Source organism: Pedobacter sp. SAFR-022 (assembly GCF_051965375.1).
Lineage (GTDB): Bacteria > Bacteroidota > Bacteroidia > Sphingobacteriales > Sphingobacteriaceae > Pedobacter.
In genome coordinates, this window is sequence record NZ_JBQCME010000001.1 from 55630 (window position 1) to 69468 (window position 13839).

Below are 13839 nucleotides of genomic sequence, written 5' to 3' on the forward strand. Positions count from 1 at the left end.
CAAGGAGATTTTTTTTCAAAAAGGCCTGAGTTGCATTGAATTTTAGGTGTAAGAAGCCAAAGAAAAGGTCACCGGGCTAAATTCAGCCAGTCTTTCCTCACCCTTAAGGAAGTCTAATCCAATGATAAAGGAGAAAGCAGAGACTTCTGCACCAAGTTGTTCGATCAGTTTTGCAGCTGCTACAACCGTACCGCCAGTGGCCAGTAAGTCGTCATGAACAAGCACCTGCTGTCCTGCCCTTAGTGCATCCTCGTGCAATTCCAGTACAGCACTGCCGTATTCCAGGTTGCAAGCCTGCTGAATGGTTTTGAAGGGAAGTTTACCCGCTTTGCGGATCGGCACGAAGGGAACATTCAAGGCCTGTGCAAGCAGCATACCGAAAAGAAAACCGCGACTTTCAATACCTGCCACAACATCGATCTGCACACCAGACAAACGCTCCACTAATGCTTGGGTGATTTCCCTGCACAAAGCAGCATCTTTAAGAATTGGCGTGATGTCTTTGAAAATGATACCTGGCTTTGGAAAATCAGCCACATCTCTAACGGTGTCTTTAATTTTTGACTCAATCATAGCTAAAATGAAAAATACGGCACCAGCTTGTCTACAGTTTCTGCAGGCAGGATGGCTACCTTTTTTAAGTCTGCAAAACTACTGTAATTTCCGTGTTGTTTCCTATATTCTATAATTGCGTTCACCTGTTTATACCGCAGGTATGGGTGTTGTCTCAGCGTTTCGAAGTCGGCCGTATTGATGTTGATCTTTCTTAACAGGCCTTCATCGATGCGGATCTGTGGCCTGATCTGTTCGTAGTGGGCGCTGTCGATACCAAATACTTCCAGCAGTTGTTCTGGCTGTGCAAATCCGCCTAGCCGTTCCCGGTACTTAAAGATCCTTCTGGCGAATGCCGGTCCGATGCCATTGATGGCTTGCATCCCAGTGGTGTCAAGGCCATTTAGCTCATATATTGTGGCTGTTTTCTTCGTGAATGTAGCTTTGGCATAGGTTTGCTGAACGGGCTGCCGGTTGGTATCCCTGATCTGTACATGAGCCTTGAGCAGCTCGTACAACTCCGGCCGGATGGTGTACATCTTTTTGAGATCTTCTGCTTTGCGGAACCTGCCACCCTTGCGCCTGTAATTGATAATTGCGGTAGCCTGCTTAGGCGAAAGGCCAAAGCCCTCCCAACCTGCCTGGTCCAGGGTGTTCGGGTCAAAAGCATGGAAGTTCAGTATTCTGCCGGGACGATCGCCTCTTGTGAAGGGCGTCTTTTTTGCCTCCACATTGAAATGCTGGCCAAGCTTCAGGCTTTTGATTTCAGCAAGAGCAGCCGGTTCCAAGGTGTCTGGTTGCAGCCAGCGATATAACCTGGGCAAGGCCAAGAACAATATGATCAGGACAAAAAGGGTCAGAATTCCATTGAACTCCGCCTTTGTAAAATTAAAGTAGGTATTGATCCATTTACGCATAGCTGTACAGTATAGCCCGGGTTTTAACATTATTAATCATATTTTTGAAAAAAGCTTTTAATACCATATTCATGAAGATCATTACCACACAGGAATTCGCGAAAGCCACGAAAATTGATAAACTCGGCGTGCCAGGTTTAGCTAAATTGCTGATGGAGGTCATGAAACTCAATGACATCAATGAGGTATTTTCTAAGAACCAGCATTTCGAAGGACTGGAGTTCGTAGACAAGATCCTCGAGACTATCGGCGTGAGCATCGAGTTCGATGAGCAGGACTTGAAGAACATTCCAAAGACCGGCGCTTTCATCGCGATAGCGAATCATCCTTACGGTGGTGTTGAAGGCCTGGCGCTGGTAAAGCTTTTATGCACCGTACGGCCAGAAGCTAAGGTGATGGTTAACTTTATCCTGAAGAAAATACCCAACCTGAGTGAGTTTTTTGTCGCCGTAAACCCCTTTGAAAACGTTCAGCATTCGTCCAGCATCAGCGGTATTAAGGCCACACTGGACCTGCTTAAAACAGGTACGCCTATCGGTATCTTCCCTGCTGGTGAGGTTTCCACCTTTTCATTGGAAAAACAGGAGATCACCGACCGTCTTTGGCATCCTGTGGTTGGCAAACTGATCGCCCGGGCTAAACTTCCAGTGGTGCCGATATATTTTCATGGCAACAATGGGGTGCTGTTTAATATCCTGAGCTTTATTCATCCCACGCTTCGTACGGCGAAGCTGCCTTCAGAGTTCCTGAATAAAAAAGGTTTAAAAATCAAAGTGCGCATTGGTAAGCCAATCGACATCAATGAGATCTCTTATAAAAATAACAGCAACAAGTTACTGGATTTCCTTAGGGCAAGGACCTATGCTTTAGGAACGGCACTGGAAGAAGAACGCAAGTTGTTTAATCCAATCGGGCTTTTTAAAATTCTGAAAACACCAAAGCCGATCATTGAGGAGACTTCTAAAGTGGCGATCAGCCAGGAAATCGGGCAGCTGGAAGACTTCAAGGTTTGGACAGAAAAGAATTATGAGGTGTATATAGCACCGACTACCCATATTCCCAACATCCTTAGGGAGATCGGCCGTCTTCGGGAAATTACCTTCCGGGAAGTTGGTGAAGGTACCAATAAGAAGATCGACCTGGACAATTACGACATCTATTATCACCACCTGTTTATATGGGATAAAGAAGCTCAAATGATTGTTGGTGCCTACCGCATTGGTAAGGGCGATCAGATTCTGGATACTTTCGGTCGCAGGGGCTTTTACCTATCTGAGTTGTTTAAGATCAAAGAACCTTTCTATCCATATTTAAGGAAGGGCATTGAACTTGGCCGTTCCTGGATTAGAAAAGAATACCAGCAGAAGCCTTTACCACTATACCTATTATGGAAAGGTATTTTGAAATACCTGTTAGACAATCCGCAGTACCGCTATATGTTTGGACCAGTGAGCATTAGTAATAACTTCTCACAGTTTTCTAAATCGCTGATGGTTGATTTTATCACCAAGAACCACTTTGACTATGATCTTGCAACTTATGTGAAGCCCAAGAACAAGTTTAAAGCAGACCTAAGTCCGATTGATGCGCAACTTCTTGTGGATAGCAGCGATAGTTTAAGGGATCTGGACAGCCTGATTTCGCAGATTGAAAAATCACATATTAAGATTCCAGTCATGTTAAGGCAGTACTTGAATCTGAATGCAAAGATCATTTGCTTTAACATCGATCCGAAGTTTGCAGATTGCCTGGACGGTTTTCTGGTGGTGGATATGCAGAACATTCCAGCCGAGATGCTGGAAAAGATTGGGAAGAACATGTAGATATTAAGGCTGCCTGGATAAGATCATTTCCAAGGGGATCGAAAAGCTCATGATCTGATCCTTGGTGAATCGCCACTCTGGTCTTTTGGGAGTTATATGCCAGCGCATTTTACCACTGTCAAGAAGCTCCATAGTACCTTTGCCTCTGAATTTGGTGGTGCCATCGGTGATAAAGAAGATCAGTTTTCCATCTTGAATATTGCCAGCAGCAAGGTTAGATCTGGTGGTGTCATTTACTGAATTATACTTTTCAACTTCATTAATTTTATATTGGTACTGTCCAAGTAAAACCTCCATGGTATAATCCTTATTACCAGCAAAATCAACGACACGCTTATAAAGCTTAAGCTTAAAAAATTGGTTATTGTCTTTCCATTCCCATATACCCTCGTAAGGGGTAACATTTGCTGTCTCGATACGATCGCCTTTCTTGTAGGTTTTACCGTTGATCTCCATCGTCTGTGCATAGGAAGATATGGAGAGGAATAATATGAATAATGTGCGTAAAATCTTCATAATTGCTTGGATGATGGTCTGTGCTGGCTAGCATGAAAAAACGCGCAGGCCTTTCGGCGCTACGCGTTCTAGTTTTAGATTATTTAACACACAATGTTCTAGAATGAGGCACCTGAAGCGGCGGCTGATCCAGCTTTCACTGTAAAGTTTGGTGCTGTTAAGCTGTATGGTGTTGTTAGCAATGCGTCAGCAAAAGCCTTTTCAATGAACACATTATCTTTAGAAGTCAGGTAGGTTTTAAGAAGATCTACGTTAGCGAATGATGGTGTTGCACCGCTTGCCATCACTTCTTTACCTGCTTCATTCGCCTGGTAGATATTGTTCTTGATCAATGAGCTACCATCGGTTAATGCATCTCCTGTTTCTTTATCACGAATGTCGATACCATATCTGGCATTGATGAAAATAGAATTTGCCAACACCATTTTAGAACCTCTTCTCCATAGATTCGCATTTTCATGTTTACCATCGCTTAGTGTACCCGGACCGACTAAGGTAAGGTTTGAAATTACCGGACGTGTTCTTGGCTCAGTTGTAAACGCTTTTTCAGAGTTATCTGATTCAATGCCGTTAGATTGACCCGCCTGATCCGCTAATGCAGGATCGCGTTGCGCAACTAAGTATTGTAGTTTACCGGTATACCCATTATCAAAGTCAAATACATCATCGATATTGGCGATTGAAACAAGGTGTTTTGCATTTACTGTTCCACCGAACCATTCATATGAGTCATCTCCGCAGTAAGATACCTGTAGATAGTCAAGCGTGGTACCTCTACCAACGGATCCGAAAGTAATACCGTTGATTTCGTTACCTGGCACGAATGGAATACCAGGAAACTCTACACGAACATATTTAAGTACACCTGAGTTATCTTCATCGTTGCTGCCGCCATGTTTTCCGAAAGGCTCTGTGAAACCACCTTCAATTAGCCCTTCTCCACCAGGAATGTTGTTTTTAGCCTTTCCGAGGATTATTATTCCGCCCCAGTCACCCGGCGCCCTAGAACCTACAGCTTTGTTTGACGTAAATACGATTGGTTTAGATGCAGTACCTTCAGCCATGATTTTTCCACCTCTGGTAACTACTAGGGATGCTTTTGACCCCTCGTCACCGCGGATAATTGTTCCGGCAGGAATGGTTAGGGTTACGCCATCGGTAACATAAACAAAACCTTTTAACAGGTAAACTTTAGAAGCATCCAGCGTTTTGTTGGCTGATATTGTACCCTCAAGGGTTTCCGTTGTAGCAGGGTATACCGTAGTTTTAGGATCAAAGTTCGTCCAGTCTTTAGTCCAGTCCGTTGTTCCAAAAGCACCTTTATAAGCCACTTTATCAAAGAATGAATCTGCAAGAGATGCATCAGAGCCTGTAGGTGGAGTAACCGGATCAACAATTGGGTCAACAGTCGGATCGTCGCTTTTTGAACAGCTGCTCATCAGAGCGGTTCCTGCCATCATTGCGGCTATAAGACTAAGGTTAAATTTACTTTTCATGTTTGCTATTTTGTTTAATCAAAAGTAGGTCGGGTATGTTACCGGGATGTTAGTTAAGGGTTACCAATACCTTTGTTTGTTGTTAAATTAACATGAACAACTTGTCGGTAAACACAAACAGCTATAGCGTTTGTCGCCATAGCTGTTTGCAGGAATAGGTATTTATATTTACTTGATCCGGTAAGAAAAACCGATCGTAAGCGTGGAACCAAAGGTATCCGCGATATTCAACTTATCTGTACGTTTGTCATACGATGCATCAGGATCTGCACCTTTTGCTTTTTGATAATAGATTGCACGGTTGTTCAGGATATCACTATAGTTTAGCTTGATCTCAGCCCTCGATTTTGCAAAGCGTTTTGATAGCTGCAAATCAAGAACGTTCCTTGGATTTTCATAAATATCCGGATCGATCACATTACCAACAGCCCAGATGCGTTTTCCAATCCGGTTATATAGTAAACTTATCCCAGTCGAGTTTTCAACTTTTGAATTATACTGCAAACCTACATTAATCAAGTATGGAGATTGACCTTGCAGTGGGCGTTTACCAGTACTATTTATCGTTGTGGATACCTTCACTTCTGATTTCATATAGGAAGCATTTGCACTGAATGTGAAGTTCGCTAAATCTTCGCTGATCAGGTCTAATGGTCTTCTAAACTCCATCTCTACTCCGTATAGGGTGGCAGATTCGGAGTTTCCGTAGCCGAAGATCCTTCCGGTACTACCCAGCTCCAGCCGCTGTTCAATAGGCAAATCAAACTTTTTATAAAAGGTAGAAACGGAGAATACTTGTCCCGCAGATGGGTAAAGTGCATAGCCAAGATCCACATTGGTCGTTTTAGATTGCTTCAGATTTGGATTACCTACTACAGTTACGTTTTTGTTGAAATCATAAAAGCCAAAGGGTGCGATCTCCCTGAACTCCGGGCGACCTACGGTCTGTGAACCGGATAAACGCACACTTGCTTTTTCAGTTAAATTATATATCAGGTTAAGGGATGGCAACAGGTTAACATACGTGGTATCTACATTTATTTCAGTACCGGCATTATCTGCACTATTCAGCTTTTGATTGTAGGACTCCAACCTGGCACCTACACCTATCCTTAGTTTCTCGGTTACAAAACCATCAAACATGGCATAACCTGCATTCAGGAAAGAATTTGCGTCATAGACATCCGAACCGTTTGTGATGTCGCTTAACACATAACCATTTTCACGAATGTTTTGAGGTGCAAAGATCTGATCTTGCGGAAGGTTTAACAGATCTGCATCAAACTGGCCATTTCTTATAAATCCAAGTACCCTAGCAGCGAAGTCGCGCTTCCTGTATTGAGTAAAATAACCGAGTTTTATCTTGTTTTTCTCCTGTATCCACCTAACTGGAATGGTCAAGTCTAACGCTCCACCGTATAAGTTTTCATTCAGCTGGGAGTTGAAATCTCCAGCAAGCCTTGGATCTGCTTGCCCCGAGGAAGGAATACTTGCGCGGGTATACCCACCTTGACCGCTCTCCTGCTGATACTCCATTCTTTTGAAACCTGGTTCTTTACGATCCGTGTTTGCATAGTTCAGGTTCCAGTCAAGCTTAATCTTGCTCTTTTCAGACAGCTGGTGATTACCCGTAAGTTGTGTGGAGATTAAAGAGCGTTGAAGCAGATAATCTGCTGTTCTGAAGAATCCGCTTCCGGAATCATCGATACCTTCACGTGCAGTGAACTGGTTTTCCAATACGCGGTTATAGATATTCTTCAGCGCGATTTTGTTGGTTCCCCAGGAATAGGCAAAGTTTGCCAATCCACCGATGTTTGTATTGTAGTTGAATACGTTGTCACTGAACCGATCACCGATGGCGTCTCCCATAAAGGCGATCTGCTCGCTTTTGCGTAAACGTTCATCATAACGGTAAGATAGTGATAGTACGGTTCCAAACTGGCTGTCGTCTTTAAACCGCTTGCTGGTACCATAGTTTGCCTGAAAGATCGGGCCTAATACAGATTTCACGTTGTTATACCCCCAGTTATTAGGGAACTGTCTGGAAAGTGCCACACGTTCATTGAGGGGTAAGCTCAGGTACTGATTCTTCGAAGGGAAGTTTGCAGGTATTTCGCGGTCCTTGTTTGCAAAGCCAAACACCTCGCTACCGCCTCTTTCAGAACGCTGAAAGTCTTTGAATGCCGACTGGAAGTTATACGCTGTACCTAGAGAGAAGTTCAGGAACTTGGTATCTGGGAAATCTTTCGTGGTCACTTGTACAACACCACCAGAGAAATCTCCAGGGATATCCGCTGAAGCGGTTTTATTTACAACGATGGCATCGATCAGGTTAGAAGGCAGAATATCAAAGGAGAATGCTTTCTTATCAACCTCGGTATTAGGTAAAACGGCATTGTTCAGCATCGCTGAATTATAACGATCAGACAATCCCCGCACCACGATGAACTTGTTGTCCTGGATACTCGCACCACTAACACGTTTCAATACCTCTGAGGTATTCTTATCAGGACTTCTTCTGATCAGTTCTGCAGAGATACCGCTGGAGATGTTGATGCTGGCCTTCTGGTTCGCATAAAGGTTGTTGACCGACTCCCGGTTAGCCTTGTAGGTAATTTTAACCTCTGACAGGTTATTCTCAGAGGATTCTTCAAGTACGACATTTAGCGGGGTAATGGTATTCTCTTTGATCTCCACGTCGGAGATGGTCTGTGTAACGTAACCAACATAAGATACTTCGAGGGTATATCGTCCGGTAGCTACACCAGCGATCAGGAATCTGCCTTCGATATCGGTAGATGCACCGATTTTGGTGCCCGCAATTTTAACGGTTACACCGACCAGGGTTTCGCCGGTTTTCTTGTCCACTACCGTTCCGGAAATCTTTCCGATTGGGGCAGCGATACTGAAACTGCTGATGAAAAGAAGTAGAAGGGTTAATACGCTGCGCGTATAATTAACTTTTGCTTTCAATTTGCTTAATTTTAATTTAAAGCAAAAGTAGCTTGAGCTTGTTAGCTCAAAGTTAGCCTAGCATTACCATTCATTAAAGACTGTGTTAAGCTGATGTTAAATGTGCCTCTAACTAGTATCTGAGGCCGATTTTCTTACAGATGAAGTGTAAAAGCCAGATTGGGCCGATTAACAGAAATTTAACATCGTCCAAAAAGGAGGGTTTCTTCCCTTCCACCTTGTGCCCATAGAACTGACCAACCCAGCTTAACACAAAGATTACCAGTGCTGATACCCACATGGCAGGGCCGCCACTCTGCTCCCATTTCTCCAGCATAACGATGAAAAAGCTCATGATAAACACCGCAATAAGCATGAAGTAAGACATCACCGGTGAAAGCTTGTAGTAATAATAGATGGCAAAAGCAATAAGGAAGGATGCCGAGTTTACAAAGCCATTGTACTTACCCAGGAATTCCAGATGCGGAAAGGGTATCGCCCATACCAGCGCAAGCAGGCTGAACACGATCAGCGGAACGCAGATCCAATGGATCAGTTTATTGGTTGGGTTTTGATGACTCTCTGCATACTTGTCGAAAAGTACATCAATTTCCCGTTTCTGAATTGCTTTTGCTGTTGTTTGCTTCTGGATCTTGGCCATGTGGTAAAAATAAAAAAAGCGGCAGATAAACTGCCGCTTTCCATGTATAAATTCGGTAAGATTAATCTGGCTGGTGTTGCAGGTTTAATCGCAACTGCCCTGGCCTAATCTTATTATTCTATTTAGCGAATGATACGGAACGTGTTTCGCGAATTACCGTAACCTTGATCTGACCTGGGTAAGTCATCTCGGTTTGAATACGGTTCGAGATATCTGCCGCAAGCAGTTCAGCCTGCTGGTCAGTTACACGCTCACTTTCTACCACTACCCTTAATTCACGGCCTGCCTGTATAGCGAATGTTTTTTCTACACCAGGGTATGATAAGGCTAGCTCTTCAAGTTCTTTCAGACGTTTGATATAGCTTTCTACAACTTCACGTCTTGCTCCAGGGCGTGCACCAGAAATGGCATCACAAGCCTGAATAATTGGAGAAATCATAGAGGTCATTTCGATTTCGTCGTGGTGGGCACCAATGGCATTGCAAATCTCTGGGTGTTCTTTATATTTCTCTGCAAGCTGCATACCCAGGATTGCGTGAGGTAGTTCTGGATTATCATCAGGCACTTTACCGATATCGTGTAGTAATCCGGCACGTTTGGCCATTTTAGCGTTTAAGCCAAGTTCTGCTGCCATCGTTGCACAGAAGTTAGCCACCTCACGGGAGTGATGTAACAGGTTCTGGCCGTACGATGAACGGTAACGCATACGACCTACCATACGGATCAACTCCGGGTGTAAGCCATGGATACCAAGGTCGATCACGGTACGTTCCCCGATCTCAACGATCTCGTCTTCGATCTGCTTTTTGGTTTTCGCAACCACCTCCTCAATACGCGCCGGGTGAATACGACCGTCCGTTACCAGGCGGTGTAATGCCAGACGGGCAATTTCTCTTCTTACCGGGTCAAATCCTGAAAGGATGATGGCTTCCGGGGTATCATCAACGATGATCTCGATACCGGTTGCAGCTTCCAGTGCACGGATGTTACGTCCTTCACGACCAATTACACGACCTTTGATTTCATCACTTTCAATATGGAACACAGAAACCGTGTTCTCAATTGCCGCTTCAACTGCTGTACGCTGAATGGTTTGAATTACGACTTTCTTGGCTTCTTTAGTTGCAGTAAGTTTAGCTTCATCTACAATATCTTTAACCTGAATCATGGCTTGTGCCCTGGCTTCAGTTTTCATGTTCTCTACAAGTTGATTTCTGGCTTCTTCAGCGCTTAGACCAGCGATGGTCTCCAGCTGCTTCACGTGCTGGGTTTTTAGGTGCTCTACCTCTTCCTGCTTCTTAACAGCGATATCTGTTTGTTTTTCCAGGTTCTTTCTTTGATTGTCAAGTTCCTGCTCTTTGCGATTCAGGTTCTCCAGCTTTTGGTTTAAAGACTGTTCTTTCTGTTTGATGGCGTTTTCACGCTGATTGATCTGGTTGTTTTTAGCATTTACTTCCTGCTCATGCTCGCCCTTCAGTTGAAGGAACTTCTCTTTGGCTTCAAGAAGCCTATCTTTTTTCATGATCTCCGCCTTAGTCTCGGCATCTTTCAAGATCTTTTTAACTTTCGTTTGTGCAGCAATTTCCTGCTTCTTCAGTAAACTCCTTAACAGGTATCGCCCTGTGATAATCCCGACTGCAAGGCCGGCGAGTATGTATCCTATTATTCCTACTATTTCCATTTTATTTATATATAAAAAAACCGTTATTAAAATTTAAATTTCTTGTACATACCATTAAAAGGAACAAGTCTGGTATGACTCCACCCTCTAAAATTATAATAATGAAACTTAAAATTTAACAACGGTTAAATTTCTTTGCTAAAGTATAAAGAACGCCCTATTTTGAAAAGAAGTCGTTTAATAAATTATCCAACTCCTCTATTTTTTCTGTAACGGCTGTATCCTGATCCTGCACCTTAGATTCCACCCTTAAGGCGGCAGTTGCATAATGCAGCAATGCCATAGAGAGTAAATCCTGTTTATCTCTTACCGCATAGTTTTCCTGATAATCTTTGATACGTTCATTGATAACCTTGGCTGCACGCCTTACGATTTCCTCCTCTTCCGTAGCAACCTTTAAAGGATAGATACGGTCAGATATAGATATTTTAATCGAGATTTCTCCCATTTCTTAGCTTTGTTTCACTATTATGGTATGGCTCATTTCTTCAGTAATACAACACACTTGTCAATCTCCCGTACAAATTCATTGATCTTCTGTTTGATGTCAAGCGACTTTTCGGAGGTTCCCTCCAGGCTTTTGGCAAGCTTTAAAACCCTTAGTTTCTCCTCCAGTTCTGCATTCTTGGTTCGTGAGCTTGTTAAAGCAGCTTTTACAGATTCATTCTCCTGTTTAAGCAGGTCATTTTCCTCCTGAAGCGCATTACACAACTCGATCAGGCGAGCTGTTTTATGTAGTACGGAATCTAATTGATCTGCTACCGTGGACATTTGTTATCTGTTAATCTAGCTGTAAAACCTTGCTAAAATAAAAAAATATATTATTTTCTTATCTCCGCTTTTGCTGTTTGGGCTAAGTTAGAAATAATCTTTTGCATAACCGCATCGATCTGCTTGTCGGTTAAGGTCTGATTATCATCCTGTAACGTAAAACTTAAAGCGTAAGATTTTTTCCCTTGGGGAATTTTATCCCCCATATAAACATCGAATACCTGAATGTTTTTGATCAGTTTCTTCTCTGTTTTATAGGCAATCCCTTTTAAGTCCTCGAAAGTCACGGCCAGATCTACGTACATAGAAAGGTCACGACGAACCGCAGGATACTTTGGTATATCCTTGTTGATGATTTTGTTTTTTCTAACCATATCCATCAGCAGTGCCCAGTCAAAGTCCGCATAGAATACGTCTTTGTCTACGTCGGCCGTTTTACGGTCCTTTGCTGTTGCTGCACCAAAAGTCACGATGGTTTTGTCGCCACGGAAATACTTTAAGCCGTAAGCGAAGTTTTCATCAGCCACTTCCTCAATCTGGAAGTTGGTCAATCCCAACCGGCCCATTACGGCATCTGCTGTTGATTTGACATGATAGAAGCTTACCGTACGTGGTTTTTGATTCCACTGCTCTGTTTGCAGGTTGCCAGAAACCAATATTAGTAGTCGTGGTCTTTCCACGTATTTCTCGTTGATCAGGTGGTAAGTTTTCCCGAATTCGTAGAACTTAAGGTCTGCGTTCTTGCGGTTCTGGTTATAGGCAACGCTTTCCAGTGCGGGCATAAGCAGGCTTTGGCGCATCACGTTTAGGTCGGAACTCAGGGGATTTAAGATCTTTACCGCTTCTTCTTCATTTTTGGAATAAGCAGCCTTGGTTAACGAGTTGCACCAGATCTCCAGAAAACCGTTCGCCGTTAACATATCTGCGATGACGTGCTGTGTTTGCTCCCGGTTTGGTTTTACGCCATAAGACAAACTTGCATTTACCTTGGTTGGAATAGGAATGTTGTTGTATCCATAAATACGAAGTACCTCTTCGGTCACGTCACATTCCCTGGTTACATCAACTTTGTATGCAGGCACCTGAAGGTGCAGACCAGCTGCTGTTTCGGCAGCTACACGCATACCTAGTGCTTCTATGATTTCCCTGATCTGTGTTTCCGGGATCTGAACGCCAATTAAAGATTGAATATTCTCGTAGCTTACTTCTACATCAAATGGCTTAACAGGATTCGGATATAGGTCACCCACCTGACTGCTGATGGTACCGCCGCCAAGCTCCTGGATCAATAATGCCGCACGCTTTAAAGCATATACCGTGATTTCAGGATCAGTGCCCCGCTCATAGCGGAAAGAAGAATCTGTTTTCAGTCCATGTCTTTTAGCGGTTTTACGTACGCTTACAGCATTGAAATAAGCACTCTCCAGGAAGATGTTTGTGGTCTGCTCTGTTACACCCGAGTTCTTACCGCCGTATACACCGGCAATCGTCATCGGACCTGCTTCATCACAAATCATCAGGTCCTCAGCAGAGAGTTTACGTTCAACACCATCTAGGGTTACAAAGGAGGTGCCTTCCGCACATTTCCTAACGATTACACTTCCTTGAATTTGATCTGCATCAAACGCGTGTAACGGCTGACCGAGGTCATGAAGCACATAGTTCGTGATGTCTACGATATTGTTGATTGGCCTGATGCCGATTACTTTCAATCTATCCTGCAACCAGTCTGGTGATGGTTTTACCGTTACACCAGAAATTGTCACGCTGCTATAGCGTGGGCAAGCCGTTTGGTCTTCTACACTTACTGGAATGCTTAGAGATTCATTTGAAACGCTAAAAGCTTCCACCTCCGGCATCGTAACGGAGCTGCGGAAGTAAGCCGCAAGATCTCTGGCCACACCTAGATGTGAGGCTGCATCGGCCCGGTTCGGTGTAAGTCCGATCTCAAACACAAAATCATCTTCCATTTGGAAATGATCCTTTGCAGCAATACCAATCGGCGTGTTTTCATCCAGCACCATAATGCCGGCATGCGAGCCACCCAATCCAATTTCATCTTCAGCACATAACATCCCTTCGGATACCTCCCCACGGATCTTGGATTTGTTTATTTTAAAAGCTTCACCTTCATTTGGATAAACCGTTGTACCTACGGTTGCAACCACAACTTTTTGTCCTTCGCCAACATTGGGTGCTCCACAAACAATCTGTAGCAGTTCAGGGCCGCCAACATCAACAGTAGTTACGCGCAGGCGATCAGCATTCGGGTGTTGTACACAGGTCATCACCTTCCCGATCAGTAATCCTTCCAGGCCACCTACAATCGGCTGTACTTTATCTACGCTTTCAACCTCCAAACCAATGTCCGTTAAAATCAAGGATAGTTCCTGTGGAGTTTTATCTGTTTGGATGAATTGCTTAAGCCAGTTATATGAAATTTTCATGATATTACTCAGTATAAAGCGCA

The 13839-nt window shown here is 43.6% G+C and carries 11 protein-coding genes; 1 reads left to right on the forward strand and 10 read right to left on the reverse strand.

Going from position 1 to position 13839, the window contains the following annotated elements; all coding sequences use genetic code 11:
• Nucleotides 1-42: 42 nt before the first annotated feature.
• Together ACTHQF_RS00290 and ACTHQF_RS00295 are read right to left on the reverse strand one after the other, a co-directional pair.
• Nucleotides 43-573, reverse strand: a complete 531-nt coding sequence (locus tag ACTHQF_RS00290; protein ID WP_440427681.1) for an adenine phosphoribosyltransferase — start codon at nucleotides 571-573, stop codon at nucleotides 43-45.
• A gap of 2 nt (nucleotides 574-575) precedes the next feature.
• Entirely contained in the window at nucleotides 576-1469 is an 894-nt protein-coding gene (locus tag ACTHQF_RS00295) for a ComEA family DNA-binding protein (RefSeq protein ID WP_440427682.1), read from the reverse strand.
• 71 nt (nucleotides 1470-1540) lie between these two features.
• Here ACTHQF_RS00295 and ACTHQF_RS00300 point away from each other — a divergent pair, with 71 nt between their 5' ends.
• Nucleotides 1541-3292 carry a GNAT family N-acyltransferase gene (locus tag ACTHQF_RS00300; RefSeq protein WP_440427684.1) on the forward strand — a complete coding sequence of 584 codons (1752 nt, stop codon included), beginning with the start codon at nucleotides 1541-1543 and terminating at the stop codon, nucleotides 3290-3292.
• Nucleotides 3293-3295: 3 nt separating this feature from the next.
• Here ACTHQF_RS00300 and ACTHQF_RS00305 read toward each other — a convergent pair whose 3' ends face one another.
• The 8 genes from ACTHQF_RS00305 to pheT form a co-directional block, all read right to left on the reverse strand.
• Nucleotides 3296-3808 carry a DUF6705 family protein gene (locus ACTHQF_RS00305; protein WP_440427686.1) on the reverse strand — a complete coding sequence of 171 codons (513 nt, stop codon included), beginning with the start codon at nucleotides 3806-3808 and terminating at the stop codon, nucleotides 3296-3298.
• A gap of 98 nt (nucleotides 3809-3906) precedes the next feature.
• Entirely contained in the window at nucleotides 3907-5304 is a 1398-nt protein-coding gene (locus ACTHQF_RS00310) for a hypothetical protein (RefSeq protein ID WP_440427688.1), read from the reverse strand.
• 168 nt (nucleotides 5305-5472) lie between these two features.
• Nucleotides 5473-8277, reverse strand: coding sequence for a TonB-dependent receptor domain-containing protein (locus ACTHQF_RS00315; protein WP_440427689.1), 2805 nt, complete (start codon nucleotides 8275-8277; stop codon nucleotides 5473-5475).
• A gap of 112 nt (nucleotides 8278-8389) precedes the next feature.
• Entirely contained in the window at nucleotides 8390-8917 is a 528-nt protein-coding gene (locus ACTHQF_RS00320) for an Mpo1 family 2-hydroxy fatty acid dioxygenase (RefSeq protein ID WP_440427691.1), read from the reverse strand.
• 118 nt (nucleotides 8918-9035) lie between these two features.
• Nucleotides 9036-10598: a ribonuclease Y gene (rny, locus tag ACTHQF_RS00325; protein WP_440427693.1), complete on the reverse strand. Its 1563-nt coding sequence runs from the start codon at nucleotides 10596-10598 to the stop codon at nucleotides 9036-9038.
• Between the two features lie 157 nt (nucleotides 10599-10755).
• Nucleotides 10756-11046, reverse strand: coding sequence for a cell division protein ZapA (locus ACTHQF_RS00330; RefSeq protein WP_440427695.1), 291 nt, complete (start codon nucleotides 11044-11046; stop codon nucleotides 10756-10758).
• A 32-nt stretch (nucleotides 11047-11078) separates the two neighbouring features.
• Nucleotides 11079-11369, reverse strand: coding sequence for a hypothetical protein (locus ACTHQF_RS00335; protein ID WP_440427697.1), 291 nt, complete (start codon nucleotides 11367-11369; stop codon nucleotides 11079-11081).
• A 50-nt stretch (nucleotides 11370-11419) separates the two neighbouring features.
• On the reverse strand, nucleotides 11420-13816 hold the full coding sequence (gene pheT / locus ACTHQF_RS00340) for a phenylalanine--tRNA ligase subunit beta (RefSeq protein WP_440427699.1): 2397 nt from the start codon (nucleotides 13814-13816) through the stop codon (nucleotides 11420-11422).
• Nucleotides 13817-13839: the final 23 nt, after the last annotated feature.

Bases quoted from the DNA above. Each gene is read 5' to 3' on its own strand.
- ACTHQF_RS00290 (WP_440427681.1), bottom strand. From the start codon at position 573: ATGATTGAGTCAAAAATTAAAGACACCGTTAGAGATGTGGCTGATTTT.
- ACTHQF_RS00295 (WP_440427682.1), bottom strand. From the start codon at position 1,469: ATGCGTAAATGGATCAATACCTACTTTAATTTTACAAAGGCGGAGTTC.
- ACTHQF_RS00300 (WP_440427684.1), top strand. From the start codon at position 1,541: ATGAAGATCATTACCACACAGGAATTCGCGAAAGCCACGAAAATTGAT.
- ACTHQF_RS00305 (WP_440427686.1), bottom strand. From the start codon at position 3,808: ATGAAGATTTTACGCACATTATTCATATTATTCCTCTCCATATCTTCC.
- ACTHQF_RS00310 (WP_440427688.1), bottom strand. From the start codon at position 5,304: ATGAAAAGTAAATTTAACCTTAGTCTTATAGCCGCAATGATGGCAGGA.
- ACTHQF_RS00320 (WP_440427691.1), bottom strand. From the start codon at position 8,917: ATGGCCAAGATCCAGAAGCAAACAACAGCAAAAGCAATTCAGAAACGG.
- rny (WP_440427693.1), bottom strand. From the start codon at position 10,598: ATGGAAATAGTAGGAATAATAGGATACATACTCGCCGGCCTTGCAGTC.
- ACTHQF_RS00330 (WP_440427695.1), bottom strand. From the start codon at position 11,046: ATGGGAGAAATCTCGATTAAAATATCTATATCTGACCGTATCTATCCT.
- ACTHQF_RS00335 (WP_440427697.1), bottom strand. From the start codon at position 11,369: ATGTCCACGGTAGCAGATCAATTAGATTCCGTACTACATAAAACAGCT.
- pheT (WP_440427699.1), bottom strand. From the start codon at position 13,816: ATGAAAATTTCATATAACTGGCTTAAGCAATTCATCCAAACAGATAAA.